Source organism: Undibacterium sp. FT79W (assembly GCF_014284215.1).
GTDB classification, from domain to species: domain Bacteria; phylum Pseudomonadota; class Gammaproteobacteria; order Burkholderiales; family Burkholderiaceae_D; genus Undibacterium; species Undibacterium aquatile.
In genome coordinates, this window is the sequence record NZ_JACOGB010000005.1 from 1 (window position 1) to 25,013 (window position 25,013).

A 25,013-nucleotide genomic window follows, 5' to 3' on the forward strand; every position below is an offset into this window, starting at 1 on the left:
CAGGTTCAATCAAGCCACACAGCCACTTCACGGGCGAGATCTACGTTTTGTCGAAAGATGAAGGCGGTCGTCATACACCATTCTTCAACAACTACCGTCCACAGTTCTACTTCCGTACAACGGACGTCACTGGTTCGATCGAGTTGCCAGCAGACAAAGAAATGGTGATGCCAGGTGATAACGTCTCTATCACAGTCAAACTGATCAACCCGATCGCGATGGAAGAAGGTCTCCGTTTCGCTATCCGTGAAGGTGGTCGTACTGTTGGTGCGGGTGTTGTAGCTAAAATTATCGAGTAATTTCGTAATTTTGTAGTACACTAGTCGGCTGTCGCTGTTTTTTTAAGCGACAGCCGCTTTTTTTTAGTATTCGCTCTTTGTAAAAAATGCCACTCTCACTGAGTTTGTGGCTCGTTCTTTAGGAAATGTTATGTCTACACAGAATCAAAAGATCCGCATTCGTCTGAAAGCATTCGATTATAAATTGATCGACCAATCCGCTTTGGAAATCGTTGAAACAGCAAAGCGCACTGGCGCTGTTGTAAAAGGCCCTGTACCTTTGCCGACTCGCATTCAACGTTTTGACGTTCTGCGCTCACCACACGTGAACAAAACTTCCCGTGATCAGTTTGAAATTCGTACACACCAACGTCTGATGGACATCGTTGATCCAACAGATAAGACAGTTGATGCTTTGATGAAGCTCGATTTGCCTGCTGGTGTTGATGTTGAAATCAAATTGCAGTAATCAGATTTTTATCAATATCTGATTTGATTAAAAATCAGATAATTAAAGAAATTTGACATACCACAATTCTTCGAATTTTCAAATAATTTGCCTTGTAAATAAAAAATTTGCGGGCTATAATCGAAGGCTTAAATGTGGGTCGGCTTTTGCTGACCTTTTCGTTTAAGTTTTTTAAACATCAGCCTCACCCAATCGTAGGTGAGAATGGAGAAAATAATGAGCTTGGGCCTAGTTGGTCGCAAGGTTGGCATGATGCGCATCTTTACAGATGACGGGGATTCAATTCCTGTTACTGTTCTGGATGTGTCCAACAACCGCGTGACGCAAGTCAAAACTCCTGAAACAGACGGTTACTCTGCTGTTCAGGTTACTTTCGGTCAGCGCCGTGCATCCCGCGTAACTAAAGCGGCTGCCGGTCACCTCGCAAAAGCAGGTGTTGAAGCTGGTACTGTATTAAAAGAATTCCGTGTTGATGCTGCTAAAGCTTCTGAACTGAAGGCCGGTGACGTTGTGCCTGTCGGTTTGTTCGAAGCTGGTCAGAAGGTTGACGTGCAAGGTGTGACGATTGGTAAAGGTTATGCCGGCACTATCAAGCGCCATCACTTCGCTTCTGGTCGCGCCACTCACGGTAACTCCCGTTCCCATAATGTTCCAGGTTCTATCGGTATGGCGCAGGATCCAGGTCGTGTTTTCCCTGGTAAGCGCATGACTGGTCATCTGGGTGACGTTAACCGCACTGTGCAAAATCTGGAAATCGCTCGCGTTGATGCAGAGCGTCAGTTGTTGCTGGTGAAGGGTGCTGTGCCGGGTGCAAAAAATGGTCAGGTGATTGTATCTCCTGCTGTTAAAGTTAAAGCTAAGAAGGGAGCCTAATCCATGGAACTGAAGCTCCTAAACGAACAAGGTCAAGCTGCTGCGAATGTTGCTGCTCCTGACACTATTTTCGGTCGTGATTACAACGAAGCTCTGATTCATCAGGTTGTTGTTGCATATCAGGCAAATGCTCGTAGCGGTAACCGCAAGCAAAAAGATCGTGAAGAAGTCCACCACACAACCAAGAAGCCTTGGCGTCAAAAAGGTACTGGCCGTGCACGTGCTGGTATGTCTTCTTCTCCTTTGTGGCGTGGCGGTGGTCGTATATTCCCGAATAGCCCGGATGAGAATTTCTCTCACAAAGTTAACAAGAAAATGTATCGCGCAGGTATCTGCTCTATCCTTTCTCAGTTGGCTCGTGAAGATCGTTTGAGCGTGGTTGATGCTGTAACGGTTGATGCTCCAAAGACTAAGTTATTGACTGAAAAGCTCAAAGCATTGGGTTGCCTGGATTCCGTTCTGATTATCACTGACGAATTCAATGAAAATCTGATGTTGGCAGCACGTAATCTGGTAAATGTTTTGGTTGTTGAGCCACGTTACGCTGATCCAGTTTCTTTGGTGTTCTACAAGAAAGTGTTGATCACCAAGCCAGCACTGGCAAAGATTGAGGAGATGCTGGCATGAGTGCATTAATCAAACATAGTGAAGAACGCCTGATGAAGGTGTTGCTGGCTCCTGTGATTTCTGAAAAAGCAACGATGGTTGCTGAAAAGAATGAGCAAGTGGTTTTCCTGGTTACTCCAGATGCAACCAAGCCAGAAATTAAAGCTGCCGTCGAATTGCTGTTTAAGGTTCAGGTTGAATCTGTACAAGTGGCAAATCGTCAAGGTAAACAAAAACGTACCGGTAGATTTACTGGCCGCCGCAACCATACAAAACGTGCTTTTGTATGCTTGAAGCCAGGTCAGGAAATCAACTTCACTGAGGGGGCATAATAATGGCACTCGTTAAGATGAAGCCAACCTCACCAGGTCGTCGTGGTATGGTGAAAGTGGTAACTGAAGGCCTGTTCAAAGGTCGTCCGTTCGCTGCTTTGTTGGAAAAGAAATCCAAAACTGCTGGCCGTAATAACAACGGTCACATCACTACCCGCCACATCGGCGGTGGTCATAAGCAGCATTACCGTGTTGTTGACTTTAAACGCAACAAAGATGGTATTCCTGCAAAAGTTGAGCGTATTGAATACGATCCTAACCGTACAGCACACATCGCTTTGTTGTGTTACGCGGATGGTGAACGTGCATACATCATCGCTCCTAAAGGTGTTGCAGTAGGCGATCAATTGATTAGTGGCTCACAAGCCCCGATCAAATCTGGTAACTGCTTGCCTATCCGCAACATTCCAGTCGGTACAACTATGCATTGCGTAGAGATGCTGCCAGGAAAAGGCGCGCAGATTGCACGTACAGCTGGTGCTGGTGTTGTTCTGATGGCGCGTGAAGGTACTTACGCTCAAGTCCGTCTGCGCTCTGGCGAAGTTCGTCGTATTCATATCGAATGCCGCGCAACCGTCGGTGAAGTTGGTAACGGCGAACACAATCTGCGTAAGATTGGTAAAGCTGGTGCGATGCGTTGGCGTGGTATTCGCCCTACCGTTCGCGGTGTGGTAATGAATCCGGTTGACCATCCTCACGGTGGTGGTGAAGGTAAAACTGCAGCAGGCCGTCATCCAGTTTCTCCATGGGGTCAACAGACCAAGGGTAAGAAGACACGTCGCAACAAGCGTACTACTTCGATGATCGTCTCACGCCGTGGTAAGAAATAAGGGATAAAACATGACACGTTCATTGAAAAAAGGGCCGTTTTGCGACGCTCATCTGGTGAAGAAAGTCGAAGCTGCTCAGGCAAATAAAGACAAGAAACCAATCAAGACTTGGTCCCGTCGTTCGACAATTATGCCGGACTTCATCGGTTTGACCATTGCGGTTCATAACGGTAAGCAACACGTACCAGTTTATGTTTCCGAAAACATGGTTGGTCACAAGCTCGGCGAATTCGCGCTGACCCGTACGTTCAAGGGTCACGCTGCCGACAAAAAGGCTAAGAAATAAGGACCGATGATGGAAACTAAAGCTAATCTTCGCGGTGTGCGTCTGTCCGAGCAAAAAGGTCGCCTCGTGGCAGACCTGATCCGTGGTAAAAAAGTTGATCAGGCATTGAATATCCTGGCCTTCAGCCCTAAAAAAGGTGCTGCAATCATCAAGAAAGTGTTGGAGTCTGCAATTGCAAACGCTGAACACAATGATGGCGCAGATATCGATGAGTTGAAAGTAAAGAGTATCTATGTCGAAAAAGGTGCGATCCTGAAGCGCTTCACAGCACGCGCTAAAGGTCGTGGTGATCGTATCTCTAAACAATCCTGTCACATCTACGTGACTGTTGGTAACTAAGGAGTCACGATGGGACAGAAGATACATCCAACCGGTTTTCGTCTGGCGGTAACGCGTAACTGGTCTTCCCGTTGGTATGCAGGCAATGGTAACTTTGCTTCTATGCTCGGTGAAGATCTGAAGGTACGTGAATACCTGAAGAAAAAACTGAAAAACGCATCTGTAGGCCGCATCGTTATTGAGCGTCCTGCGAAAAACGCACGTATTACCATTTACAGCTCCCGTCCAGGTGTTGTGATCGGTAAAAAAGGCGAAGACATTGAAGTGTTGAAAGCTGACTTGTCGAAAATGATGGGCGTGCCAGTTCACGTCAACATCGAAGAAATTCGCAAGCCAGAAATCGATGCGCAATTGATCGCTGACTCTATTGCTCAGCAGCTCGAAAAACGTATTATGTTCCGCCGCGCGATGAAACGTGCTATGCAGAATGCAATGCGTCTTGGCGCTCAAGGTATCAAGATCATGTCCGGTGGTCGTTTGAACGGTATCGAAATCGCTCGTAAAGAATGGTATCGCGAAGGCCGCGTGCCTCTGCATACTTTGCGTGCTGATATCGACTACGGTTTTGGCGAAGCATCCACAACTTACGGCATTATTGGCGTAAAAGTGTGGGTCTACAAAGGTGACCGTTTAGCAAATGGCGATGCGCCTGTGATCGAATCGACTCCGGAAGACGACAAAAAACGTCGTGGCCCACGTCGTGACGATGGCAAGCCAAGTAGCCGTCCACGTGCTAAGCGTCCTGAAGGGCAAAATACATCTGGCGCAGCAGCTCCAGCTAAGCGTGTACGCGCAAAAGCTGATGCTGCACCAGCTGAGAAAGCAGGAGAATAATCATGCTGCAACCAGCACGCAGAAAATATCGTAAGGAGCAAAAAGGCCGTAACAAGGGTATTTCGCATACTCGTGGTACAGCTGTTTCCTTCGGTGAGTTTGGTTTGAAAGCGGTTGGCCGTGGTCGTATCACAGCGCGTCAGATTGAAGCGGCGCGTCGTGCAATGACTCGTCATATCAAGCGCGGTGGTCGTATCTGGATCCGCGTTTTCCCGGACAAGCCAATTTCCCAGAAGCCTGCAGAGGTTCGTATGGGTAATGGTAAAGGTAATCCTGAGTACTACGTTGCCGAGATTCAACCAGGCAAAATGTTGTACGAAATGGATGGCGTTGATGAAGCGCTGGCGCGTGAAGCGTTCCGCTTGGCAGCTGCCAAATTACCATTGTTGACAACGTTTGTCGTACGTCAAGTCGGCACTTAATAGGGAGTTGTAAATGAAAGTATCTGAACTCCAAGGCAAAGACTCTGCAGCTTTGACGAAAGAACTGAATGATCTGTTGAAGGCACAATTCAGCCTGCGTATGCAAATCGCTACACAGCAACTGACTAATACTTCACAGTTGAAAAAAGTTCGTCGCGACATCGCACGCGTTAAAACCGTCATGAATCAGAAGGATGCCAAATAATGAACGATCAAGTTAAAGTGGCTCTGAAGCGCACATTGATTGGCAAGGTTGTGTCTGACAAGATGGACAAAACAGTCACAGTACTGGTTGAACGTCACGTTAAACATCCTTTGTATGGCAAGATCATCGTACGTACTGCAAAGTACCATGCACACGATGAAGCTAACCAGGCAAAAGCTGGCGACACAGTTGAAATCCAAGAGGGTCGCCCAATTTCCAAGACTAAAGCTTGGACATTGACTCGTGTGGTTCAAGTAGCACAAGTCGTATAAAGTTATTGCACAAAAATTTTTTTGATGTAATAATGATGGGCTGTCATTTGCGTAGTAAGCAAATGACAGCCTAAATGTCTTTCGCAACACCCTCTCGTTGTGAAAGTGGTTAAAAAATCGTCCACCTAATCAGTTGGCTCGTGCATTGCAGGTTATGTAGGGGTTGGCTGGCAGGACCAAGACTGACTACAAGCTTGCATTGTGTAAGTTGTGTGGATTAAGTTGGGAAAGAGAACATTATGATTCAAACAGAAAGCCGGCTGGAAGTGGCTGACAATACTGGTGCGCGTGAAGTTCTGTGCATTAAAGTGTTGGGCGGTTCCAAGCGTCGTTATGCGGGTATCGGTGATGTAATTAAAGTCACTGTGAAATCTGCTGCTCCGCGCGGTCGTGTAAAAAAAGGTGAAATTTACAACGCCGTGGTTGTGAGAACAGCTAAGGGTGTTCGTCGTCAAGATGGCTCGTTGGTCAAATTTGATGGCAATGCTGCAGTATTGTTGAATGCAAAGCTTGAGCCTATCGGCACTCGTATTTTCGGCCCAGTGACACGCGAACTGCGTACTGAGCGCTTTATGAAAATCGTGTCTTTGGCTCCAGAAGTGCTGTAAGGAGTCGTGATGAATAAAATTCGTAAAAACGACGAAGTCATCGTCTTGACGGGTAAAGACAAAGGTAAGCGCGGTCAGGTGCAATCATGCATCGATAGTGATTACGTTGTTGTTGCTGGTATTAATGTCGCTAAAAAAGCGGTTAAGCCAAACCCAATGACTGGCGCAGTTGGTGGCATCGTTGATAAATTGATGCCGATTCATGTTTCCAATGTGGCGTTGTTTAATGCTGCATCTGGCAAAGCAGACCGTGTAGGCTTCAAGGTAGTGGATGGTAAAAAAGTCCGTATCTACAAGTCGACTGGCGAAGTTGTGAAGGCATAACATCATGGCCCGTCTACAAGCATTATATAAAGAAAAAATCGTCGGTGAATTGACTGAAAAGTACGCTTACAAGTCAAGCATGGAAGTTCCACGTATCTTGAAAATCACCCTGAACATGGGTTTGTCTGAAGCAGTTGCAGATAAAAAGATTATCGAGCATGCAGTTGGTGACTTGACGAAAATCGCAGGCCAGAAGCCAGTTGTGACCAAAGCTCGTAAAGCGATCGCAGGTTTTAAAATCCGTGAAGGTTATCCAATCGGCTGTATGGTTACTTTGCGTGGCGCTCAGATGTATGAATTCCTGGATCGTTTCATTACCGTGGCTTTGCCTCGCGTACGTGACTTCCGTGGTGTTTCTGGTCGTGCGTTTGATGGTCGTGGTAACTACAATATCGGTGTCAAGGAACAAATCATTTTCCCTGAAATCGAGTACGACAAGATCGACGCATTGCGTGGTATGAATATCAGTATCACGACAACCGCAAAGACCGACGAAGAAGCGAAAGCACTCCTCGCCGCATTTAAATTTCCGTTCAGAAACTGAGGTCGCCATGGCAAAACTGGCACTGATTAATCGTGAGCAAAAGCGTGCAGACTTGGTGAAGAAATTCGCTGGCAAGCGCGCCGAATTGAAGGCCATCGTTGATGACCAATCAAAGACTGAAGAAGAGCGTTATGTTGCTCGTCTGAAGTTGCAGGCTTTGCCACGTAATTCTAATCCGACACGTCAGCGTAATCGTTGCGCTTTGACAGGTCGTCCGCGTGGCACATTCCGTAAATTCGGTTTGGGCCGTATTAAACTCCGTGAAGTCGCCATGCGTGGTGAAATCCCGGGTATGACTAAAGCCAGCTGGTAATAGGAGAATAAGCAATGAGTATGAGCGATCCTATCGCCGATATGCTGACCCGCATTCGTAACGCACAAGTTGTTCAAAAAACTGTTGTTGCGATGCCGTCCTCTAAAGTAAAGATTGCAATTGCAAACGTACTTAAAGACGAAGGTTACATTGAAGATTTCGCAGTTTTAGAAACTGCAGGGAAGTCCGAATTAAAAATCGGCTTGAAATATTATGCAGGACGTCCAGTTATTGAACGTTTGGAACGTGTTTCACGTCCAGGTCTTCGTATTTACAAAGGTAAAGACGAGATTCCAAATGTGATGAACGGTTTGGGTGTAGCGATTGTTTCTACACCAAAAGGCGTCATGACTGACCGCAAAGCGCGCGCAACCGGTGTCGGTGGCGAAGTAATTTGCTACGTCGCCTAAGGAGTGAAAGATGTCTCGAGTAGGTAAGATGCCAATCGCTTTGCCGGCCGGTGCAGAAGTTGCAATTTCAGCAGAGCAGATTACAGTAAAAGGTCCTATGGGCGTGCAGACACAAAGTCTCAATGGCTTAGTGAAAGTTGCGAACGACAACGGCACTTTGAGTTTTTCACCAGCCAATGATGGCCGTGAAGCTAATGCAATGACTGGTACTTTACGTGCCTTGGTCAATAACATGGTTACCGGTGTTACTAAAGGCTTTGAAAGAAAACTCACTTTGGTCGGCGTTGGTTACAAAGCGCAAGCTCAGGGTGATAAATTGAATTTGTCTTTAGGTTTTTCACATCCAGTCGTACATCAAATGCCAGAAGGTATTTCTTGTGCTACGCCAACTCCTACTGAAATCCTGATTAAAGGTGTTAATAAGCAGGTAGTAGGTCAGGTGGCAGCTGAAGTCCGTGCATACCGCAGCCCAGAGCCTTATAAAGGCAAGGGTGTCCGTTATGCGGACGAAGTGGTTGTGATTAAAGAAACCAAGAAGAAGTAATAGGGGTTGACGATGGACAAGAAACAATCACGTCTGCGCCGCGCACGTCAAACCCGTGCCAAGATCGCAGAACTCAAAGTGAACCGCCTGGCCGTGCATCGCACCAACCTGCACATCTACGCAAACATTATTGGCCCAGACGCCAAAGTGTTGGCGTCAGCTTCCACCGTAGAGGCGGAAGTACGTGCAGAATTGGCTGGCAAGTCCGGAGCTGGTGGCAACACCACAGCCGCGACTTTGATCGGCAAGCGTGTAGCAGAGAAGGCAATCAAAGCAGGGGTTACCGAAGTTGCGTTTGACCGCTCCGGTTTCCGTTACCATGGCCGCATCAAGGCGCTTGCAGAAGCTGCCCGTGAAGCTGGCTTGAAGTTCTAAGGAAAATTTGTCATGGCAAAAATGCAAGCAAAAACAGCAGCCGACAAGCCGGATGATGGCATGCGCGAAAAAATGATCGCGATCAACCGTGTAACCAAAGTGGTTAAGGGTGGTCGTATCATGGGCTTCGCTGCATTGACAGTTGTAGGCGACGGCGATGGCCGTATCGGTATGGGCAAAGGTAAGTCGAAAGAAGTTCCTGTTGCCGTACAAAAAGCGATGGAAGAAGCACGTCGTAAGATGATCAAAGTGACTTTGAAAAACGGTACTTTGCAACACACCGTTACTGGTAAGCACGGCGCGTCTTCCGTCATGATTTCTCCTGCAAAAGAAGGTACTGGCGTTATCGCTGGTGGTCCAATGCGCGCGATTTTTGAAGTAATGGGTATTGTTAATGTTGTTGCTAAATCCAACGGCTCAACAAATCCTTACAACATGGTTCGTGCAACTTTGAATGGTCTGGCTAAGATGAGTACTCCATCTGAAATCGCTGCAAAGCGTGGCAAGACCGTTGAAGAAATCCTCGGTTAAGGAGAGCGCGATGACTAAGACAGTAAAAGTGCAATTGGTCAAAGGTCTGATCGGCACACGCCAGGATCACCGTGCTACCGTGCGTGGTCTGGGTTTGCGTCGTGTTAATTCAGTTTCTGAATTGCAAGACACGCCAGCAGTACGCGGCATGATCAATAAAGTCTCGTATCTTGTGAAGGTTGTAGCGTAAGTCGTCAGACTTATGTTCGGAGCAAATTATGGAATTGAATAACATACAACCTGCTGATGGCGCTAAACACTACAAACGTCGTGTTGGTCGTGGTATCGGCTCAGGTTTGGGTAAGACAGCGGGTCGCGGCCATAAAGGTCAAAAATCTCGTTCCGGCGGCTTTCATAAAGTCGGTTTCGAAGGCGGTCAGATGCCTTTGCAACGTCGCTTGCCAAAACGTGGTTTTAAATCACTGGCAACACCGTACAAAGCAGAAGTTCGTCTGACAGACTTGGAAAATTTGCCAGTCACTGAAATTGACATCCTTGCTTTAAAACAAGCTGGTGTTGTTTCTGAGCTCGCACGTGTAGTTCGTGTGATCTTGTCTGGTGCGATTACTAAGAAAGTAACTTTGAACGGCTTGATCGTCACTAAAGGCGCTAAAGCTGCAATCGAAGCTGCTGGCGGTACGATCGCTTAATTCACTGCAGACACCGGAGCAATAATTGGCAACATCTCCACAACAAGCTAAAAGTGTAGCAAGCGGATTTCCCTGGGGGCGACTCTGGTTCCTGCTTGCAGCATTGGTTGTCTATCGGATTGGTGCTCATGTACCTGTTCCAGGTATAGATCCAACTGCATTGGCAGATCTGTTTAAGCAAAACCAAGGTGGTATCTTGGGGATGTTTAACATGTTCTCCGGTGGTGCATTGTCACGGTTCACCGTGTTTGCACTCGGCATCATGCCGTATATCTCGGCATCGATCATCATGCAACTGATGTCTATCGTTTCTCCGCAACTGGAAGCACTGAAAAAAGAAGGTGAATCCGGTCGCAGAAAAATTACTCAGTACACACGTTATGGAACTTTGTTACTGGCGACAGTGCAGGCATATTTCATTGCGTTTGGTCTGGAGGCGCAGCCAGGGCTCGTTATTGATCCCGGCCTCGCTTTCAGATTCACTACTGTAGTATCATTGGTGACAGGTACGATGTTTTTGATGTGGCTGGGCGAACAAATCACTGAGCGCGGTTTAGGTAACGGTATTTCTATCATTATCTTCGCCGGTATTGCTGCTGGTTTGCCAGGTGCCTTGGTAAGTTTGTTTGAGTTGGTTCGTACTGGATCTATGCATCCTGCGTCAGTATTGTTGATCTGTGTTATTGCGGTAGCTGTGACGTTTCTGGTGGTATTTGTGGAACGTGGCCAACGTAAGATTCTGGTTAATTATGCGAAGCGTCAGGTCGGAAATAAAGTGTATGGCGGGCAAAGCAGTCATTTGCCGCTGAAGTTGAATATGGCTGGTGTAATTCCTCCAATTTTCGCTTCATCGATCATTTTATTCCCAGCGACGATTACCAGCTGGTTTACCAAGGGTGCAGATTCTTCAACGAGCGGGTTTATTACGTTCTTGAAAGATTTGGCTGCATCAATGGCGCCAGGCGAGCCTATTCATGCGTTGTTGTACGCTGCTGCGATTATTTTCTTTTGCTTCTTTTATACCGCTTTGGTATTCAACAGCAAAGAAACAGCTGATAATTTGAAGAAGAGTGGAGCGTTTGTCCCTGGAATACGTCCAGGCGATCAGACTGCCCGCTATATCGACAAAATTTTGATGCGATTGACGTTGGCTGGTGCGGTTTATATCACGCTAGTCTGTTTGTTACCTGAATTTTTGATTGCCAAATGGAAAGTTCCTTTCTACTTCGGTGGTACATCCCTGCTGATTATCGTAGTGGTGACCATGGATTTTATGGCTCAGGTGCAAAACTATGTCATGTCGCAGCAATACGAGTCGCTGCTTCGTAAAGCAAATTTCAAGGGCGGGATTCCTTCGCGGTAATTTGCTGAAGGGACAGCAGATCGAATGGCAAAAGACGACGTTATACAGATGCAGGGCGAGATTCTGGAGAATCTTCCGAATGCAACATTTAGAGTTAAGTTGGAAAACGGGCATGTTGTACTAGGCCATATTTCCGGGAAGATGCGGATGAACTATATCCGCATCCTTCCAGGTGATAAGGTGACAGTGGAATTGACGCCTTATGATTTGAGCCGGGCGCGAATAGTGTTCCGAACCAAGTAAATTAAAAGTGAACAAGAAGGGAAGAGGGCAAAAATGAAAGTTCTCGCATCAGTTAAGCGGATCTGCCGCAACTGCAAAATCATCAAGCGCAAAGGTGTTGTTCGTGTTATTTGCACAGAACCACGCCATAAACAGCGCCAAGGTTAATTTAACGTTATTGAACGAGGAATAACGAATGGCACGTATCGCAGGGGTTAATATCCCAAATCATCAGCATACCGTAATCGGCTTAACAGCTATCTATGGTATTGGCCGTCCACGCTCACAGAAAATCTGTGAAGCAACAGGTGTTTTGACCAATAAAAAGGTTAAAGATCTGGATGACAACGAACTCGAGAAGCTTCGCGACGAAATCGGTAAATTTATCGTCGAAGGTGACTTGCGTCGTGAATTGTCCATGAACATCAAGCGCTTGATGGACTTGGGTTGCTATCGCGGCTTGCGTCATCGTAAAGGCTTGCCTTGCCGTGGCCAACGTACACGTACTAACGCACGTACACGTAAAGGTCCACGTAAAGCAGCTCAATCTTTGAAGAAATAATCCTGGCTAGCCCGGATCCAAGGAAATCATTATGGCAAAAGCACAAAACAACGCAGCAGCAGCACGTGCTCGTAAGAAAGTTAAAAAGAACGTTGCTGAAGGTATAGCACACGTTCACGCTTCTTTCAATAACACCATCATCACGATCACTGATCGTCAAGGCAATGCTCTCTCTTGGGCAACTGCTGGCGGTGCTGGTTTTAAAGGCTCACGTAAATCTACTCCGTTCGCAGCGCAGGTTGCAGCGGAAGCAGCAGGTAAAGTTGCTGTTGAATGCGGTATCAAAAATCTGGAAGTTCGCATCAAAGGCCCAGGCCCAGGTCGTGAATCTTCAGTACGCGCACTGAACAATCTCGGCATCAAGATTTCTTTGATCCAAGACGTAACTCCAGTACCACACAACGGCTGCCGCCCTCCAAAGCGTCGTCGTATCTAAGCGGTAGCATTTGCTGCTGGCGTTCTGACGGTATTTTCGTTAGAATGCAAGCCCGCCATTTTGTTGGCGGGTTTTGTGTTGGGAATTTTATTTCAGGCATTAAGCGATTCGCTTTCGCCTTTAAGACCACTGTCTGATAGCAAGCAGATCAGACTAGCGCAGCCAAGTTCTGCGTCATTTATAAAAGGAAAATATTGTGGCACGTTATATCGGACCAAAAGCTAAGTTATCCCGTCGCGAAGGCACTGACCTGTTTCTGAAAAGCGCACGCCGCTCTTTGGATTCAAAATGCAAATTAGATGTAAAACCAGGTCAACACGGTGCTAAATCTGGCGCACGTACTTCTGACTTCGGTAATCAATTACGCGAAAAGCAAAAAGTTAAACGTATGTACGGCGTTCTGGAACGTCAATTCCGCCGCTACTTCGCTGAAGCTGATCGCCAAAAAGGCAATACAGGCGAAACGCTGTTGAAATTGCTGGAATCTCGTCTCGACAACGTTGCATACCGCATGGGCTTCGGCTCTACACGTGCTGAAGCACGTCAGTTGGTAAGCCACAAAGCTTTCACAGTCAACGGTATCGTTGTTAACATCGCTTCTTACCAAGTTAAAGCTGGTGACGTTGTTGCTGTTCGTGAAAAAGCGAAAAAACAAGTTCGTATCGTTGAAGCTCTGTCCCTGGCTGAGCAATCCGGCATGCCTTCATGGGTAGCTGTTGATGCGAAGAAAATGGAAGGCACTTACAAGTCCATGCCAGATCGTAGCGATATCGCTCACGATGTCAACGAATCCCTGATCGTTGAATTGTATTCTCGTTAATTTTAGTTTCATCGCCTGCCTGGGTTACGACAGGCAGGCTTTTTCTTTAATGCCGTCAGCCTTATCGGTGTAACGAACCGAGGGTATTGAAAAGGACATTTCATGCAAAACAATCTGTTGAAGCCACGTATTATCGATGTGGAAATGCTGGGTGCCGGTCACGCTAAAGTCGTGATGGAACCGTTTGAACGTGGCTATGGCCACACACTGGGCAATGCGCTGCGTCGCGTATTGTTGTCGACGATGGTTGGTTATGCGCCAACTGAAGTAGTGATTGCTGGTGTTGTTCATGAGTATTCATCCCTCGATGGCGTTCAAGAAGACGTCGTTGATATTCTGTTGAACTTGAAGGGTGTTGTATTCAAGTTGCACAATCGTGAAGAAGTGACACTGACATTGAAAAAAGATGGCGAAGGCGCAGTGTTGGCGTCCGACATCGAGTTGCCACATGATGTGGAACTGATCAATCCAGATCACGTCATCGCGAATCTGACCGCCGGCGGTAAGCTGGACATGCAGATCAAAGTTGAAAAAGGCCGTGGCTATGTGCCTGGTAACGTTCGCCGTTTGTCTGAAGATGCAAACAAAACGATAGGCCGCATGATTCTGGACGCGTCTTTCTCTCCAGTGCGTCGTGTTTCTTACTCCGTTGAGTCCGCTCGTGTTGAACAGCGTACCGATCTGGATAAATTGATCATCAATATTGAAACCAATGGCGTGATCACACCAGAAGAAGCAATTCGTCAATCTGCCCGCGTGCTGGTTGATCAATTGAATGTCTTCGCTGCTCTGGAAGGTACTGAAGCAGCCGCTGAAGCACCATCCCGTGCACCAGCCGTTGATCCAGTTCTGTTGCGTCCAGTAGATGATCTGGAACTGACAGTACGTTCAGCAAACTGCCTGAAAGCAGAAAACATTTACTACATTGGCGATCTGATCCAACGTAGCGAAAATGAACTGTTGAAGACACCAAACCTGGGTCGCAAATCTTTGAACGAAATCAAAGAAGTGTTGGCTTCCCGTGGCTTGTCTTTGGGCATGAAGCTGGAAAACTGGCCACCTGCAGGCTTGGAAAAATAATTTGTCGGAATGAACGGTTTTAAATAAAGCCGTTCATTTTTTTATCGTAGTAAAAATAATTACCGGCCCGCGACAATGTTGTCGATAGAAGAGCTGGCAATGAAATCTGAAAGGAAATACCATGCGTCACCGTCACGGCTTACGTAAGCTGAATCGTACTTCATCCCACCGTTTGGCTATGTTGCGCAACATGACAGTATCCCTGTTGCGTCACGAAGCGATCAAAACAACATTGCCAAAAGCAAAAGAACTGCGCCGCGTTATCGAGCCGATTCTGACTTTGGGTAAAGTTGATACATTGGCTAACAAACGTCTGGCATTTTCCCGTCTGCGTGATCGCGAAATGGTTTTGAAACTGTTTGCGGAACTCGGCCCACGTTACGCAAATCGTAATGGCGGCTACCTGCGTATTCTGAAAATGGGCTTCCGCGTTGGCGACAATGCACCGATGGCTTACGTTGAATTGCTGGATCGTCCAGAAGTCACTGATGTAGAAAATGCTCCAGTAGCAGAATAATTTAAGAAGATATTTCTTAAATAAAAAGGCCCGGTTTATCCGGGCTTTTTTTTCTTCATTTGTGTGCCCGTTATCAACGCGTTTTTATTTAGGTCTATTCAGCTTGGGTTGCTCGTGATCATCAGACTCTTGCTAAAATGAGTGCTATGAAGACAAACGACGATAAAGTTTTACTGGTAATGACGAATTGTCCGGATAAGACCGTTGCGCTCACGATCGCCCAAAATATATTAGAAAATAATTTGGCTGCATGCGTGAACGTCATGCCCGAAATAATGTCTCTGTACACGTGGGATGGTCAGCAGGAAGTCACCACCGAAGTGCCATTGCACATCAAGACAACAACTCAAGCCTATCCAGATCTGCAGGCATTGATTTGCTCGCTGCACCCTTACCAAGTACCGGAAATTATTGCTATTCCCGTGGTCGATGGCTTACCTGCCTATCTGCAATGGGTACAAGAACAAACAGGACTTAAATGAACACGCATCGCATCGCAACGCTCTCGCCGCAAAACGGTTTCATTCGTGTATTACAGATGCTGTTAATGAGCGTATTTCTGATTCTCAGTAGCCTGGCGCATGCCGATGAGTTTCTCGACCCGGAAGTCGCTTTCAAAGCATCCGCCAGAATGGCTGAACCCGGCGTTGCCGAGGTGACGCTGACCATTGCCGACGGTTATTATTTGTACCGTGAAAAGTTGAAATTCACTTCGGCCGACGCAAAAATTGGCGATGTCGTGCTGCCAGCCGGTAAGGTCAAGTTTGATGAAACCTTTCAGAAAGACGTTGAGACATACCGCAAGTCTGTATTGATCAGGATTCCGGTACAGGCTGCTAATGACTTCACATTGAAAGTCGGCAGACAAGGATGTGCTGATCAGGGCTTGTGCTACCCGCCATTGGAAAGCGAATTCAGACTGAGCATCGCAGCGGGTAACGCTGCCACTTCGTCACAGCCGGGCGGCGCAGAAGTCAGCAAGACCGATGTCGCGCCAGACGCAGAAAGCAGCAGTATCAGTGCAGCACTAAAGAGCGGTAAGTTATCCGTCATCCTGCCTTTGTTTTTCATTCTTGGTCTGGGCTTATCGCTGACACCGTGTGTGCTGCCGATGGTGCCTATTTTGTCTTTTATCATCGTTGGTGAAGGCGCGGGTGTCAGTCGTACGCGTGGATTCATGTTATCGCTTGCGTATGTCCTGGGGATGTCACTGGTGTACACAGGAATGGGCGTTGCTGCCGGTCTCGCCGGTGAGGGCTTGGCGGCGACCCTGCAAAATCCTTGGGTATTGGGTGCATTTTCCTTATTGATGGTGTTCTTCGCGTTGTCGATGTTTAACGTCTATCAATTGCAAATGCCGGCGGCATTGCAAACAAAGTTAACTGAAATTTCCGAAGGTCAGCGCGATAGTAAATTAGGAAAATTAATTGGTGTATTCCTGATGGGAGCGATTTCTGCGTTGATCGTAGGGCCATGTGTCACGGGCCCATTGCTTGGCGCGCTGGTCTACATCAGTCAGACGCGCGATGTGATCGTTGGTGGTGTCGCAATGTTCGCTATTGCGATCGGTATGGGCGTGCCTTTGCTGTTACTTGGTATCTCTGCCGGCAGCTTGTTACCACGCGCCGGTATCTGGATGGAAAACATCAAACGTTTCTTTGGCGTGCTGATGCTGGCGATGGCGTTATGGATGATCTCGCCAGTGATTCCTGTCTGGTTACAGATGCTCGGGTGGGCAACGCTATTGATTGCTTATGCTGGCTATCAGTTATTTTTTCATCGTTCAGGTTTGCCTGGGAAGCTGATTGCCGCTGCGTTCGGCGTACTGGGTTTATTGCAGCTCGTTGGTGTCGCTACCGGCGGTCGCGATATCTATGCGCCGGTCGCTCATCTGTTTGGCACGCAGACGCATGGTGCAGTGTTTGTCCTTGTGCGTAATGTTGCAGAGCTGGACGCGGCATTGGCGCAGAGCAAAGGAAAAACGGCGATGCTGGATTTCTACGCAGACTGGTGTGTCTCTTGCAAAGAAATGGAAAAACTGACATTCACCGATGTCAGGGTGAAGGCGAAGATGGATGCAATGTTGCTGCTGCAAGTCGACGTTACCGCGAATAATGACGACGATAAAGAAATGCTGAAACGCTTTAAATTATTCGGCCCTCCGGGCATCATTTTCTTCAATAATCAAGGTGTGGAAATTCCTGACAGTCGCGTCGTCGGCTTCCAGAATGCTGAAAAATTCTTGCAGTCATTATCAAGAATTGAAGGTAAGTAATTAACCCGGATCAACGTCGTATTTTTGCAGCGCTGATCCACCGTCCCCGCGTAATCGCACTTATATAACTAAGCCGATATAAGCTTGCAACTTCTCTGTTCTTGAGAAGTTGAAAGAGGCGACTTATAGTCAGGCTCTACATTTTTGGGAGAGTAAGATGACTTTACGTTTAGGCGATATTGCACCGGATTTCGAGCAGGATTCCTCCATTGGAAAACTGAAATTCCACGAATGGGCGGGTAATTCCTGGGTGGTATTATTTTCCCATCCGGCAGATTTCACACCGGTCTGCACCACAGAACTCGGCCTGACCGCGAAGCTGAAGCCAGAGTTTGACAAGCGCAATGTCAAAGCGATTGCCTTGTCGGTTGACGGCGCGGATTCACATCTGCAATGGATTAAAGACATAGAAGAAACGCAGCACACCGCGGTTGGCTTCCCTATCATCGCTGACGCTGATCGCAAAGTTGCTGCCTTGTACGACATGATTCACCCGAATCAGTCAGAAACCGTGACCGTGCGCTCGCTGTTCATCATTGATCCAAATAAAAAAGTCCGCCTGATCATTACTTATCCGCTGACCACTGGCCGAAATTTTGATGAAGTGCTGCGTGTGATCGATGCCTTGCAACTGACCGATGGCTATACGGTGGCAACACCAGGCAACTGGCGCGATGGTGACGATGTGATTATTCCTTTGTCGATCAAAGATGAAGACGTGATCAAGCAGAAATACCCGAAAGGTTACAAAGCACCAAAGCCGTATCTGCGCATTACGCCGCAACCGAATAAATAAGTGCTGCCCAGTCGATCAGTCAAATAACCCCGGTCTTGGCACCGGGGTTTTTACTGGCGACGAGACCCGAATCCACATAGTTCATCGGATTCGTCGTACCACTCGTATCAGGCGCCTTGCAAGGCTTCCCATTCGCTACGCAACAAAGCATACATCTTGACATCAACAAAGCGTCCGCGATTGTACGCTGCACCGCGTGCGACACCTTCAAATTGAAAGCCGTTCTTGACAGCGACTTTTTCGGAACCGGTATTGCCCGCTTCCATGTGAATTTCCAGGCGGTTCAGCAAGCTGGTTTCAAACAGGTAGCGCGTGAGCAGTGCTACCGCTTCGCTCATAATGCCTTTGCCGTGCAGGGTTGTAGAAAACAGCGAGTAACCGATTTCGCGCGACTGAAAATACGGCACTGTTTTGAAATGGAACACTCTGCCCAGTATCTGTTCGTCGTCGCCGATGATCAGAAAGTATTCCATGTTTTCCTTAGAGCTATGCTGTTCCTCAAAGCGCTTTTCGAGCAGGCCCGGCAGCATCAGTTCGGTTGACAACCACGGACCGCGTGTATCCAGATTATTGAGCAAGTTGATGAGTTGCGGAATTTCTTCTTTCTTAGGATGGCGCAAATAAAAGCAGCTGCCTCGTATCATTGTGACTCCATAAAATTAATTTGAACATCTGCATCATCATGCGCCGCTTCGCAGGAAATGCCTTGAAGAAGCACATGAATACTCAGTCTCTGTTTTACCTGCAGGATGATTTTTTCAACGCATCGGTGTGATGTGCTCGGCATAGTCATACAAAGCACCGAGTATCTCTTCGGCGCGTTCATCGGCTTCTTCCGATAACTGATCGATGCGCTCAAAAAACTGTTCTACCGTCATTGCATTGCCCAGCCCGTCATGCAGGCGGGCGGCGCGGTGTTGTTCCCATGTTTCTGCTTCTTTCGCACTCAGGGTCGCGGGGAAATTTCTGGCGCGATAGCGGAACAGCAGTTCGTCCAGTCGTGCATCTTGAAAATGGGTCGATGCTTGCGCCAGTTGTTCTGCTGGCATCGTCCGCAGCTCGTTCAGTAAGCGGCGGTCAGCATTGCCGATGAAGCCGTTGTACAAATCTTCGTCAACATCATTATTCGTTGATAAGCCGTTCGCGGCAGAGCGGTCAAACACCGCTTCCCATATCTGTGCCATGTCCGGCGCATGGGCTGCGATGGCAGCGTGCGCCATCACGGCAGTCATATCGATGCCCCAATGCGCGGCGCGTTCGGCGGACAGTGTTTTCAGATTGCTGATGACTATCGGGGACTTATTGATGTGGATGGTTTTGATCGGCAGACGTGTAACACCCTCAGGTAAATCGCTGCTCTTGCTGAACATACGCAGCTGAATTTCTGCGCTGCTGAGCGAAAATAATTCAGCTGGATCGGCGCTCAGATCCCAGACGATGATTTCGTTTTTGTTGGTCGGATGCATCGCCAGCGGCCACATCACGCTGATGCATCCGCGTTCTGCCGGAATCATGCCCGTGATGTGCAGAAACGGCTTTGGCACAGGCCAGCCTATCTCTTCCATCACGCGGTCTTTTTTGCGCAGACTCAGGCAGAAATCAAACAGCCGCGGATTTTTTTCTTTCAGCAAACGCGCCATCGCAATCGTCGCGCGCACATCGGATAAAGCATCATGCGCGGCTTCGTGGCTGAGGCCGTTGGCGGCCGTCAGATGTTCGAGGCGGAAGCTGACTTTACCTTCTTCGTTACGCGGCCACTGTATGCCGTCGGGGCGCAGCGCATACGCGGTACGCACGACATCGAGAATATCCCAGCGGCTGCAATTGTTTTGCCATTCGCGCGCATACGGGTCGATCAGATTGCGCCAGAATAAAAAACGGGTGACTTCATCATCGAAGCGTATGGTGTTGTAGCCGACGCCGACGGTGCCGGGTTGCGCGAATGCGGCTTCGATTTGCCGCGCGAATTCGTGTTCCGGAACGCCGCTTTGCAGGCAAGTTTGCGGCGTGATTCCGGTGATCAGGCAGGCTTGTGGATCGGGCAGAAAATCGGGTGCGGGCTGGCAATACAGCATCAGTTCGTCGCCGATTTCATTGAGTTCCGCATCGGTGCGGATGGCGGCAAATTGCGCCGGGCGATCGCGGCGTGGCACGGCGCCGAAAGTTTCATAGTCGTGCCACAGATAGGTCAGTGCTTGCATGGAATCGTCAGGAATGGCTGCAAAAGTAAAAGAAATAAGTGCAAAAACAGGTGAAATATACTGGGGGGAGTATTTTTAAATGCCCAATGTTTATAAGGACATGAAGGGTATTTAACCACATACTCCCCCAAAAACGTGTTATCGACGGGAATTGCGCAGGCGGTCTTCGAGGTAGCGCTGGCTGCGGAAATATATCAACAGCAGCACGACGATGAAGCCCATCGCACCCATCGTGATCCAGAAACCGGAGGCGTTTTTGAGCAGCGGCATGACTTCAAAATTCATACCGAAAATCCCGGTAATCAATGTCAGCGGCATGAACAAGGCCGTGATGACTGTCAGGGTGCGCATGATTTCGCTGGTGCGGTGCGCCATCGCAGAAAAGTGTATCTGTACCGCCGATTCCAGCGATGCTTCGAGGCGGCGCGCGTGATTCAGTACGCGGCTGATGTGTTCCATCACATCGGTCGTGCGGACCAATAACAGATCTTTCGCACGGCTTTGCGCATCGTTGTTGCCATCATGGGTATCGACGATATGATCGCGCAATTCCTGCAATGCATCGCGTTGTTCCTCGCACAGATTATCGAGTTTGCGTAATTCCAGACGCGAATCGAGCAAGGCCATCCAGTTATTGAACGGGCGACGCGGGTCCAGCAGCGCGTGCTGCCAGCGATCGAGTTGTTGCGTCAGTGGCTGGCGCAATTCCAGATACTGATCGACCATCGCATTGAGTAAGCGCAGCATCAGATCTTCGGGCGACGCTGGCAAGCGACCATGACTGCTGCCATCGACTTTGGCCTTGTAATTCAGTAAGCGGGCGCGGGCATTGTCGATGGTTTTGCTATTCGCGGCGCGGACGGTGACCAGTGCATGACCGAAGACAAAAAAGGACACCGGAACGGTCAATAATTTATTCAGCGCTGCCGGAATTTTCCGTTTTTCTATCGTGTCGGTTGCGACTGCTTCACCGTTCAACGCGAGCTTGCGAAAGACCACCAACTCGTAATCATGGGTGTTATCGAAATACGAAGGATGGCTCAGATTGACGGCATCGCTTAAATGCAGATCGTAAATATGAATGCCGGTAATGCGTTCTACTTCTGCCCGCCATGCCTCTGCATTGTTGCTGACTTCATCGTGGGTTGCATCCAGCCACAGAAAGCCTTGCGGTGTGACGGCGGAATCCGGATTGAGTAATACCTGATTGTCGTTAATATGAAAGATATCCATGCGGTTTCGTTTTAAAAATCAGTAAGAGCGTCAGTAAGCAAGCCGCGCAAGCAGCAATGATGCAGGCTTGCGCCGTGCCGGTCAGTGTGGCGATGCCAAACCAGTTTGACGTCGTCAGCACCATCGCAGCACAGATCGCGATTCTGAACGTTTCCAGTAACACGAAGAATTTTTGCTGTTGCATCAGACCGCCGATGATCCAGAAACCAGCCAGCAACCATAGCGCATAGAGCACCAGCGAAACACTGCCAGCGGTATTTGCGCTGAGTAAAAAATGCGTCGTGATGTTCAGTCCCAGCGCGAACTGCGCGAGACAGTACCACATCAGTGCGCCACGCAATGGCGGATTATATTCTGCTCGTTGCAGATCGAATGTAGCAGGCGCAGAGCGTGCCGCCAGATCGGCAGGTTGCCATCCCGGCGGCATCAGCCAGATTTTGAATTTATCCACCCAGCGCCGGGTGCTCAGCGCGTCTTTCAGCACGGCGGCATACACTTCTGCATTGGCCCAGAAGGGATTCCAGCTACGTAAGGGTTTGCGCGTGCCAAACACGACAGGATGCGCATCCTGCTCTTCGATGAAAGTGCCGAACAGGCGATCCCAGAGTATCAGGATGCCGCCGAAATTTTTATCCAGATAGATGTCATTCACCGCATGATGAACACGATGATTTGAAGGTGATGCAAACACGCGGTCAAACCAGCCCAGCTTACCGATTTGCTGCGTGTGTATCCAGAATTGATACAGCAAATCGATCAGCCCCACGGCGATGAAAACTTCTGCTGGGTAACCGAGCAATGCCATCGGCAAATAAAATACCCAGGCAAATAAATGACCGCTGCTGGTTTGCCGTAACGCGGTACTCAGATTGTAATGTTCGCTTTGATGGTGAACGACATGCGCAGCCCACAACAGGTTCGTCATGTGCCCCATGCGATGCAGCCAGTAATATAAAAAATCGTACAGCAATAAGCCAGTCAGCCAGACCCACGGCTGATCGGCAGGCAGAGTGGTGATGGCAAAGTGTTGTGCGACCCAGACGTAAATGCCGATAGACAGCAACTTCAGAAAGACGTTAATAATCTGGCTCATGACGCCAAGGCTGAGGCTGTTGATCGCATCATTAACGCGGTATTCATGGCGATGCCGACGCATGGCGACGTAGGCTTCAAGCGCGATCAGCAGAAAAAATATCGGGCTGGCAAAAGTGATGACTTTTTCTTGCATGCGCTTCACCGTCAAAAGAGAAAGGAAGCAGTGATGCTACACGGCTACAGACATCTTGGGAATGCCTGTAGCCGTGACGCAGAATGCTGTCGCGCAGCATCGCTGGCGGCAGTTATCTGCGCAGGTAGAACACCGGCGCAGCCAGTGCGGTGGTTTAAGCGTGTCGCAGCAAGCGTGCGATATCGCGGGCAAAATAGGTCAGTACCCCATCGGCACCAGCCCGTTTGAATGCCATCATGGATTCCATCATGGTTTTGTTGTGATCAAGCCAGCCGTTTTGCGCCGCCGCTTTAATCATCGCGTATTCGCCGCTGACCTGATAAGCGAAGGTCGGCACCCTGAATTCATCTTTGACGCGACGCACAATATCAAGATACGGCATGCCGGGTTTCACCATCACCATATCCGCACCTTCGGCCAGATCAAGCGCCACTTCGCGCAAGGCTTCATTGCTGTTGGCCGGATCCATCTGGTAGGTTGCTTTATCGCTCTTGCCGAGATTGGTCGCTGAACCCACCGCATCACGGAAAGGACCGTAGAAAGCGGATGCATATTTAGCGGAATACGCCATGATGCGGGTGTGAATAAAATTGTTCGCTTCGAGTGCATGACGAATCGCGCCGATGCGGCCGTCCATCATATCGCTGGGGGCAACAATATCAGCGCCGGCGCGGGCGTGGGTCAGTGCCTGACGCACCAGCATTTCTGTGGTTTCATCATTCAGCACATAGCCATTCGCATCGATCAGACCATCCTGACCGTGACTGGTGTAGGGGTCCAGTGCGACATCGGTAAGAATGCCGAGTTCAGGGAAGCGGCTTTTCAACTCGCGGATAGCGCGTGGCATCAGGCCGTCAGGATTGGTTGCTTCGATACCGTCCGGGGTTTTTAAACTGGGATTAATGACCGGGAATAAAGCCATGACCGGAATGCCGAGTGCGACGCAGTCTTCTGCAACGCCCAGCAGCAGATCAATGGAAACACGTTCCACGCCTGGCATCGACGCCACTTTTTCGCATTGATTGACGCCATCCAGTATGAATACCGGATAAATCAGATCGGCAGAGGTAATGGTATTTTCGCGCATCATCGCGCGTGAAAAAACATCCTTACGCATGCGACGCATACGTACAGCGGGGAAAAGATTGGGTTTGTTTTGGGCCATGATGAATTAAAAAATATTTGTCAGGTAAATGAAACTTTTTGGGTTCAGCCACATCTTAACGCACAGGTTAGGAATCATGATCTCCAAGCCTACCGCTTCTCCTCCCTGAGCGGGCACCGTTCGTCCCTATTCGTATCGGTGTTATTTCGCCCCGGCCAAAGCCGGGGTTTTTTTTATTCGCTTTCTGGTGGAACTTCTGTCTCCATCTGTTCAGGCGGGCGATCCAGACCAAGTAAACGCTGTATCGTTGCATCGGCTTCTTCTATGCCGGTGCGTTTCAAGGCCGAAAATAATTGCACGCTGTATGGAAATAAAGGACCTTCATCATCCGCGTAGCTGGCGAGTATGTCTTTGGCCTGGCGCAAAGCATTGGCAGATTCATTTTTGTTTAATTTATCTGCTTTGGTTAGTATGCAATGGATAGGCCGTCCACTTGGCGCAAACCACTCAAGCATCTGGATGTCCAGATCTGTAAATGGGCGGCGTGCATCCATAATCAGCACCAATGCCGCGAGCTGCGTTCGGCGTTGTATGTAGGAGCCGAGTAACTGGTTCCAGTGATTTTTCGCCGCGCCGGGCACTTCAGCGTAGCCATAGCCGGGTAAATCGACCAGCAGTGCACGGATCTCATCAACCCGGGTTTCATCTTTGCGATGCATCGCGACGTGGGCACCGCCGATAGAAAAATAGTTGATATGTTGAGTGCGACCAGGAGTCTTTGATGCAAAACAAAGCTTTTTCTGGTTGCATAGGGTATTAATGGCAGTTGATTTGCCTGCATTGGAGCGACCGGCGAATGCGATTTCCGGTACATGGGTACGCGGCAGATCACGTAAGTGATTTACCGTAGTAAAGAAGCGGGCTTGCCAGAGGATAGACATAGAGGAAAGGAAAAATTGAAAAATGCAACAGTCAGCAGTAAAAACGCCTGAAAGCTATTGTACAATAAGGGGTTCGGTAACGGGCGGTAGCAGCATCGTACTGACCCCTTCTGGTTGTTTCCAGGGTTTGATTCAACTGAATTCAGATCAAGCCAGTAGCTACGTGTCGCCATCAGGGCAGATTTCTAT

At 48.6% G+C, this 25,013-nt stretch carries 39 protein-coding genes; 33 read left to right on the plus strand and 6 right to left on the minus strand.

What is annotated here, in order from left to right; all coding sequences use genetic code 11:
- The 33 genes from H8K38_RS09615 to H8K38_RS09775 form a co-directional block, all read left to right on the plus strand.
- Nucleotides 1–299: elongation factor Tu (locus tag H8K38_RS09615; RefSeq protein WP_186884622.1), on the plus strand; the 299-nt coding region annotated here is incomplete at its 5' end.
- Nucleotides 300–429: 130 nt separating this feature from the next.
- Nucleotides 430–747, plus strand: coding sequence for a 30S ribosomal protein S10 (gene rpsJ / locus H8K38_RS09620; protein WP_110255911.1), 318 nt, complete (start codon nt 430–432; stop codon nt 745–747).
- Nucleotides 748–963: 216 nt separating this feature from the next.
- Nucleotides 964–1,620, plus strand: a complete 657-nt coding sequence (gene rplC, locus H8K38_RS09625) for a 50S ribosomal protein L3 (protein WP_186884623.1) — start codon at nt 964–966, stop codon at nt 1,618–1,620.
- Between the two features lie 3 nt (nt 1,621–1,623).
- Complete coding sequence (gene rplD, locus H8K38_RS09630; protein ID WP_186884624.1) at nt 1,624–2,247, plus strand: 50S ribosomal protein L4; 624 nt, start codon at nt 1,624–1,626, stop codon at nt 2,245–2,247.
- Entirely contained in the window at nt 2,244–2,558 is a 315-nt protein-coding gene (gene rplW / locus H8K38_RS09635) for a 50S ribosomal protein L23 (protein WP_186884625.1), read from the plus strand. Before rplD ends, rplW begins: the two co-directional genes overlap by 4 nt.
- A 2-nt stretch (nt 2,559–2,560) precedes the next feature.
- Nucleotides 2,561–3,388: a 50S ribosomal protein L2 gene (gene rplB, locus H8K38_RS09640; protein WP_186884626.1), complete on the plus strand. Its 828-nt coding sequence runs from the start codon at nt 2,561–2,563 to the stop codon at nt 3,386–3,388.
- 10 nt (nt 3,389–3,398) lie between these two features.
- The gene (gene rpsS / locus H8K38_RS09645) at nt 3,399–3,674 is read left to right on the plus strand and encodes a 30S ribosomal protein S19 (protein WP_124574225.1); all 276 of its coding nucleotides are present in this window, start codon (nt 3,399–3,401) and stop codon (nt 3,672–3,674) included.
- A gap of 6 nt (nt 3,675–3,680) precedes the next feature.
- Entirely contained in the window at nt 3,681–4,013 is a 333-nt protein-coding gene (gene rplV / locus H8K38_RS09650; protein ID WP_186884627.1) for a 50S ribosomal protein L22, read from the plus strand.
- A gap of 9 nt (nt 4,014–4,022) precedes the next feature.
- A complete protein-coding gene (gene rpsC / locus H8K38_RS09655) occupies nt 4,023–4,847 on the plus strand; it encodes a 30S ribosomal protein S3 (RefSeq protein WP_186884628.1) in 825 nt (274 codons plus the stop codon).
- Nucleotides 4,848–4,849: 2 nt separating this feature from the next.
- Entirely contained in the window at nt 4,850–5,269 is a 420-nt protein-coding gene (rplP, locus tag H8K38_RS09660) for a 50S ribosomal protein L16 (protein ID WP_186884629.1), read from the plus strand.
- Between the two features lie 13 nt (nt 5,270–5,282).
- Complete coding sequence (gene rpmC / locus H8K38_RS09665) at nt 5,283–5,474, plus strand: 50S ribosomal protein L29 (protein ID WP_186884630.1); 192 nt, start codon at nt 5,283–5,285, stop codon at nt 5,472–5,474.
- Nucleotides 5,474–5,746, plus strand: a complete 273-nt coding sequence (gene rpsQ / locus H8K38_RS09670) for a 30S ribosomal protein S17 (RefSeq protein ID WP_186884631.1) — start codon at nt 5,474–5,476, stop codon at nt 5,744–5,746. The genes rpmC and rpsQ overlap by 1 nt, the downstream gene beginning before the upstream one ends.
- A gap of 239 nt (nt 5,747–5,985) precedes the next feature.
- On the plus strand, nt 5,986–6,354 hold the full coding sequence (rplN, locus tag H8K38_RS09675) for a 50S ribosomal protein L14 (protein ID WP_006464924.1): 369 nt from the start codon (nt 5,986–5,988) through the stop codon (nt 6,352–6,354).
- 9 nt (nt 6,355–6,363) lie between these two features.
- On the plus strand, nt 6,364–6,678 hold the full coding sequence (gene rplX, locus H8K38_RS09680; RefSeq protein ID WP_186884632.1) for a 50S ribosomal protein L24: 315 nt from the start codon (nt 6,364–6,366) through the stop codon (nt 6,676–6,678).
- Between the two features lie 4 nt (nt 6,679–6,682).
- Nucleotides 6,683–7,222, plus strand: a complete 540-nt coding sequence (gene rplE, locus H8K38_RS09685) for a 50S ribosomal protein L5 (RefSeq protein WP_186884633.1) — start codon at nt 6,683–6,685, stop codon at nt 7,220–7,222.
- Nucleotides 7,223–7,229: 7 nt separating this feature from the next.
- Complete coding sequence (gene rpsN / locus H8K38_RS09690) at nt 7,230–7,535, plus strand: 30S ribosomal protein S14 (protein WP_186884634.1); 306 nt, start codon at nt 7,230–7,232, stop codon at nt 7,533–7,535.
- 14 nt (nt 7,536–7,549) lie between these two features.
- The gene (gene rpsH / locus H8K38_RS09695) at nt 7,550–7,945 is read left to right on the plus strand and encodes a 30S ribosomal protein S8 (protein WP_186884635.1); all 396 of its coding nucleotides are present in this window, start codon (nt 7,550–7,552) and stop codon (nt 7,943–7,945) included.
- Between the two features lie 10 nt (nt 7,946–7,955).
- Nucleotides 7,956–8,489: a 50S ribosomal protein L6 gene (rplF, locus tag H8K38_RS09700; RefSeq protein WP_186884636.1), complete on the plus strand. Its 534-nt coding sequence runs from the start codon at nt 7,956–7,958 to the stop codon at nt 8,487–8,489.
- 12 nt (nt 8,490–8,501) lie between these two features.
- Complete coding sequence (gene rplR, locus H8K38_RS09705) at nt 8,502–8,864, plus strand: 50S ribosomal protein L18 (protein WP_186884637.1); 363 nt, start codon at nt 8,502–8,504, stop codon at nt 8,862–8,864.
- 12 nt (nt 8,865–8,876) lie between these two features.
- Nucleotides 8,877–9,395, plus strand: coding sequence for a 30S ribosomal protein S5 (rpsE, locus tag H8K38_RS09710; protein WP_110255927.1), 519 nt, complete (start codon nt 8,877–8,879; stop codon nt 9,393–9,395).
- A gap of 10 nt (nt 9,396–9,405) precedes the next feature.
- A complete protein-coding gene (gene rpmD / locus H8K38_RS09715; RefSeq protein ID WP_186884638.1) occupies nt 9,406–9,585 on the plus strand; it encodes a 50S ribosomal protein L30 in 180 nt (59 codons plus the stop codon).
- Nucleotides 9,586–9,613: 28 nt separating this feature from the next.
- Complete coding sequence (gene rplO / locus H8K38_RS09720) at nt 9,614–10,045, plus strand: 50S ribosomal protein L15 (protein ID WP_186884639.1); 432 nt, start codon at nt 9,614–9,616, stop codon at nt 10,043–10,045.
- Nucleotides 10,046–10,070: 25 nt separating this feature from the next.
- Nucleotides 10,071–11,408: a preprotein translocase subunit SecY gene (gene secY / locus H8K38_RS09725; RefSeq protein ID WP_186884640.1), complete on the plus strand. Its 1,338-nt coding sequence runs from the start codon at nt 10,071–10,073 to the stop codon at nt 11,406–11,408.
- A 24-nt stretch (nt 11,409–11,432) separates the two neighbouring features.
- The gene (infA, locus tag H8K38_RS09730; protein WP_005663428.1) at nt 11,433–11,651 is read left to right on the plus strand and encodes a translation initiation factor IF-1; all 219 of its coding nucleotides are present in this window, start codon (nt 11,433–11,435) and stop codon (nt 11,649–11,651) included.
- A 33-nt stretch (nt 11,652–11,684) separates the two neighbouring features.
- Nucleotides 11,685–11,798, plus strand: a complete 114-nt coding sequence (gene rpmJ / locus H8K38_RS09735) for a 50S ribosomal protein L36 (RefSeq protein ID WP_014004415.1) — start codon at nt 11,685–11,687, stop codon at nt 11,796–11,798.
- Nucleotides 11,799–11,826: 28 nt separating this feature from the next.
- A complete protein-coding gene (gene rpsM, locus H8K38_RS09740; protein WP_186884641.1) occupies nt 11,827–12,192 on the plus strand; it encodes a 30S ribosomal protein S13 in 366 nt (121 codons plus the stop codon).
- Between the two features lie 31 nt (nt 12,193–12,223).
- Nucleotides 12,224–12,628, plus strand: a complete 405-nt coding sequence (gene rpsK, locus H8K38_RS09745) for a 30S ribosomal protein S11 (protein WP_110255932.1) — start codon at nt 12,224–12,226, stop codon at nt 12,626–12,628.
- 196 nt (nt 12,629–12,824) lie between these two features.
- Nucleotides 12,825–13,448, plus strand: a complete 624-nt coding sequence (gene rpsD, locus H8K38_RS09750; RefSeq protein WP_186884642.1) for a 30S ribosomal protein S4 — start codon at nt 12,825–12,827, stop codon at nt 13,446–13,448.
- A gap of 102 nt (nt 13,449–13,550) precedes the next feature.
- Nucleotides 13,551–14,528, plus strand: a complete 978-nt coding sequence (rpoA, locus tag H8K38_RS09755; RefSeq protein ID WP_186884643.1) for a DNA-directed RNA polymerase subunit alpha — start codon at nt 13,551–13,553, stop codon at nt 14,526–14,528.
- Nucleotides 14,529–14,649: 121 nt separating this feature from the next.
- Complete coding sequence (gene rplQ, locus H8K38_RS09760) at nt 14,650–15,045, plus strand: 50S ribosomal protein L17 (protein ID WP_186884644.1); 396 nt, start codon at nt 14,650–14,652, stop codon at nt 15,043–15,045.
- Nucleotides 15,046–15,191: 146 nt separating this feature from the next.
- Nucleotides 15,192–15,527, plus strand: a complete 336-nt coding sequence (gene cutA, locus H8K38_RS09765) for a divalent-cation tolerance protein CutA (protein ID WP_370587083.1) — start codon at nt 15,192–15,194, stop codon at nt 15,525–15,527.
- A complete protein-coding gene (gene dsbD, locus H8K38_RS09770) occupies nt 15,524–17,320 on the plus strand; it encodes a protein-disulfide reductase DsbD (RefSeq protein ID WP_186884646.1) in 1,797 nt (598 codons plus the stop codon). The genes cutA and dsbD overlap by 4 nt, the downstream gene beginning before the upstream one ends.
- 157 nt (nt 17,321–17,477) lie before the next feature.
- A complete protein-coding gene (locus H8K38_RS09775; protein ID WP_186884647.1) occupies nt 17,478–18,116 on the plus strand; it encodes a peroxiredoxin in 639 nt (212 codons plus the stop codon).
- Between the two features lie 107 nt (nt 18,117–18,223).
- Here H8K38_RS09775 and H8K38_RS09780 read toward each other — a convergent pair whose 3' ends face one another.
- The 6 genes from H8K38_RS09780 to yihA form a co-directional block, all read right to left on the minus strand.
- Nucleotides 18,224–18,760, minus strand: a complete 537-nt coding sequence (locus tag H8K38_RS09780; protein WP_186884648.1) for a GNAT family N-acetyltransferase — start codon at nt 18,758–18,760, stop codon at nt 18,224–18,226.
- Nucleotides 18,761–18,874: 114 nt separating this feature from the next.
- A complete protein-coding gene (gene sbcB / locus H8K38_RS09785) occupies nt 18,875–20,317 on the minus strand; it encodes an exodeoxyribonuclease I (protein WP_186884649.1) in 1,443 nt (480 codons plus the stop codon).
- A gap of 138 nt (nt 20,318–20,455) precedes the next feature.
- Nucleotides 20,456–21,550, minus strand: a complete 1,095-nt coding sequence (locus H8K38_RS09790; protein WP_186884650.1) for a magnesium transporter CorA family protein — start codon at nt 21,548–21,550, stop codon at nt 20,456–20,458.
- Complete coding sequence (locus tag H8K38_RS09795) at nt 21,531–22,778, minus strand: sterol desaturase family protein (protein WP_186884651.1); 1,248 nt, start codon at nt 22,776–22,778, stop codon at nt 21,531–21,533. The genes H8K38_RS09790 and H8K38_RS09795 overlap by 20 nt, the downstream gene beginning before the upstream one ends.
- A 154-nt stretch (nt 22,779–22,932) precedes the next feature.
- Nucleotides 22,933–23,943, minus strand: a complete 1,011-nt coding sequence (hemB, locus tag H8K38_RS09800; protein ID WP_186884652.1) for a porphobilinogen synthase — start codon at nt 23,941–23,943, stop codon at nt 22,933–22,935.
- Nucleotides 23,944–24,116: 173 nt separating this feature from the next.
- Nucleotides 24,117–24,824 carry a ribosome biogenesis GTP-binding protein YihA/YsxC gene (gene yihA, locus H8K38_RS09805; RefSeq protein WP_186884653.1) on the minus strand — a complete coding sequence of 236 codons (708 nt, stop codon included), beginning with the start codon at nt 24,822–24,824 and terminating at the stop codon, nt 24,117–24,119.
- Nucleotides 24,825–25,013: the final 189 nt, after the last annotated feature.

Excerpts from the sequence above, each read along its gene's own strand:
- rpsJ (WP_110255911.1), top strand. The coding sequence starts at position 430 with ATGTCTACACAGAATCAAAAGATCCGCATTCGTCTGAAAGCATTCGAT.
- rplC (WP_186884623.1), top strand. The coding sequence starts at position 964 with ATGAGCTTGGGCCTAGTTGGTCGCAAGGTTGGCATGATGCGCATCTTT.
- rplD (WP_186884624.1), top strand. The coding sequence starts at position 1,624 with ATGGAACTGAAGCTCCTAAACGAACAAGGTCAAGCTGCTGCGAATGTT.
- rplW (WP_186884625.1), top strand. The coding sequence starts at position 2,244 with ATGAGTGCATTAATCAAACATAGTGAAGAACGCCTGATGAAGGTGTTG.
- rplB (WP_186884626.1), top strand. The coding sequence starts at position 2,561 with ATGGCACTCGTTAAGATGAAGCCAACCTCACCAGGTCGTCGTGGTATG.
- rpsS (WP_124574225.1), top strand. The coding sequence starts at position 3,399 with ATGACACGTTCATTGAAAAAAGGGCCGTTTTGCGACGCTCATCTGGTG.
- rplV (WP_186884627.1), top strand. The coding sequence starts at position 3,681 with ATGATGGAAACTAAAGCTAATCTTCGCGGTGTGCGTCTGTCCGAGCAA.
- rpsC (WP_186884628.1), top strand. The coding sequence starts at position 4,023 with ATGGGACAGAAGATACATCCAACCGGTTTTCGTCTGGCGGTAACGCGT.
- rplP (WP_186884629.1), top strand. The coding sequence starts at position 4,850 with ATGCTGCAACCAGCACGCAGAAAATATCGTAAGGAGCAAAAAGGCCGT.
- rpmC (WP_186884630.1), top strand. The coding sequence starts at position 5,283 with ATGAAAGTATCTGAACTCCAAGGCAAAGACTCTGCAGCTTTGACGAAA.
- rpsQ (WP_186884631.1), top strand. The coding sequence starts at position 5,474 with ATGAACGATCAAGTTAAAGTGGCTCTGAAGCGCACATTGATTGGCAAG.
- rplN (WP_006464924.1), top strand. The coding sequence starts at position 5,986 with ATGATTCAAACAGAAAGCCGGCTGGAAGTGGCTGACAATACTGGTGCG.
- rplX (WP_186884632.1), top strand. The coding sequence starts at position 6,364 with ATGAATAAAATTCGTAAAAACGACGAAGTCATCGTCTTGACGGGTAAA.
- rplE (WP_186884633.1), top strand. The coding sequence starts at position 6,683 with ATGGCCCGTCTACAAGCATTATATAAAGAAAAAATCGTCGGTGAATTG.
- rpsN (WP_186884634.1), top strand. The coding sequence starts at position 7,230 with ATGGCAAAACTGGCACTGATTAATCGTGAGCAAAAGCGTGCAGACTTG.
- rpsH (WP_186884635.1), top strand. The coding sequence starts at position 7,550 with ATGAGTATGAGCGATCCTATCGCCGATATGCTGACCCGCATTCGTAAC.
- rplF (WP_186884636.1), top strand. The coding sequence starts at position 7,956 with ATGTCTCGAGTAGGTAAGATGCCAATCGCTTTGCCGGCCGGTGCAGAA.
- rplR (WP_186884637.1), top strand. The coding sequence starts at position 8,502 with ATGGACAAGAAACAATCACGTCTGCGCCGCGCACGTCAAACCCGTGCC.
- rpsE (WP_110255927.1), top strand. The coding sequence starts at position 8,877 with ATGGCAAAAATGCAAGCAAAAACAGCAGCCGACAAGCCGGATGATGGC.
- rpmD (WP_186884638.1), top strand. The coding sequence starts at position 9,406 with ATGACTAAGACAGTAAAAGTGCAATTGGTCAAAGGTCTGATCGGCACA.
- rplO (WP_186884639.1), top strand. The coding sequence starts at position 9,614 with ATGGAATTGAATAACATACAACCTGCTGATGGCGCTAAACACTACAAA.
- infA (WP_005663428.1), top strand. The coding sequence starts at position 11,433 with ATGGCAAAAGACGACGTTATACAGATGCAGGGCGAGATTCTGGAGAAT.
- rpmJ (WP_014004415.1), top strand. The coding sequence starts at position 11,685 with ATGAAAGTTCTCGCATCAGTTAAGCGGATCTGCCGCAACTGCAAAATC.
- rpsM (WP_186884641.1), top strand. The coding sequence starts at position 11,827 with ATGGCACGTATCGCAGGGGTTAATATCCCAAATCATCAGCATACCGTA.
- rpsK (WP_110255932.1), top strand. The coding sequence starts at position 12,224 with ATGGCAAAAGCACAAAACAACGCAGCAGCAGCACGTGCTCGTAAGAAA.
- rpoA (WP_186884643.1), top strand. The coding sequence starts at position 13,551 with ATGCAAAACAATCTGTTGAAGCCACGTATTATCGATGTGGAAATGCTG.
- rplQ (WP_186884644.1), top strand. The coding sequence starts at position 14,650 with ATGCGTCACCGTCACGGCTTACGTAAGCTGAATCGTACTTCATCCCAC.
- cutA (WP_370587083.1), top strand. The coding sequence starts at position 15,192 with ATGAAGACAAACGACGATAAAGTTTTACTGGTAATGACGAATTGTCCG.
- dsbD (WP_186884646.1), top strand. The coding sequence starts at position 15,524 with ATGAACACGCATCGCATCGCAACGCTCTCGCCGCAAAACGGTTTCATT.
- H8K38_RS09775 (WP_186884647.1), top strand. The coding sequence starts at position 17,478 with ATGACTTTACGTTTAGGCGATATTGCACCGGATTTCGAGCAGGATTCC.
- H8K38_RS09780 (WP_186884648.1), bottom strand. The coding sequence starts at position 18,760 with ATGATACGAGGCAGCTGCTTTTATTTGCGCCATCCTAAGAAAGAAGAA.
- sbcB (WP_186884649.1), bottom strand. The coding sequence starts at position 20,317 with ATGCAAGCACTGACCTATCTGTGGCACGACTATGAAACTTTCGGCGCC.
- H8K38_RS09790 (WP_186884650.1), bottom strand. The coding sequence starts at position 21,550 with ATGGATATCTTTCATATTAACGACAATCAGGTATTACTCAATCCGGAT.
- H8K38_RS09795 (WP_186884651.1), bottom strand. The coding sequence starts at position 22,778 with ATGCAAGAAAAAGTCATCACTTTTGCCAGCCCGATATTTTTTCTGCTG.
- hemB (WP_186884652.1), bottom strand. The coding sequence starts at position 23,943 with ATGGCCCAAAACAAACCCAATCTTTTCCCCGCTGTACGTATGCGTCGC.
- yihA (WP_186884653.1), bottom strand. The coding sequence starts at position 24,824 with ATGTCTATCCTCTGGCAAGCCCGCTTCTTTACTACGGTAAATCACTTA.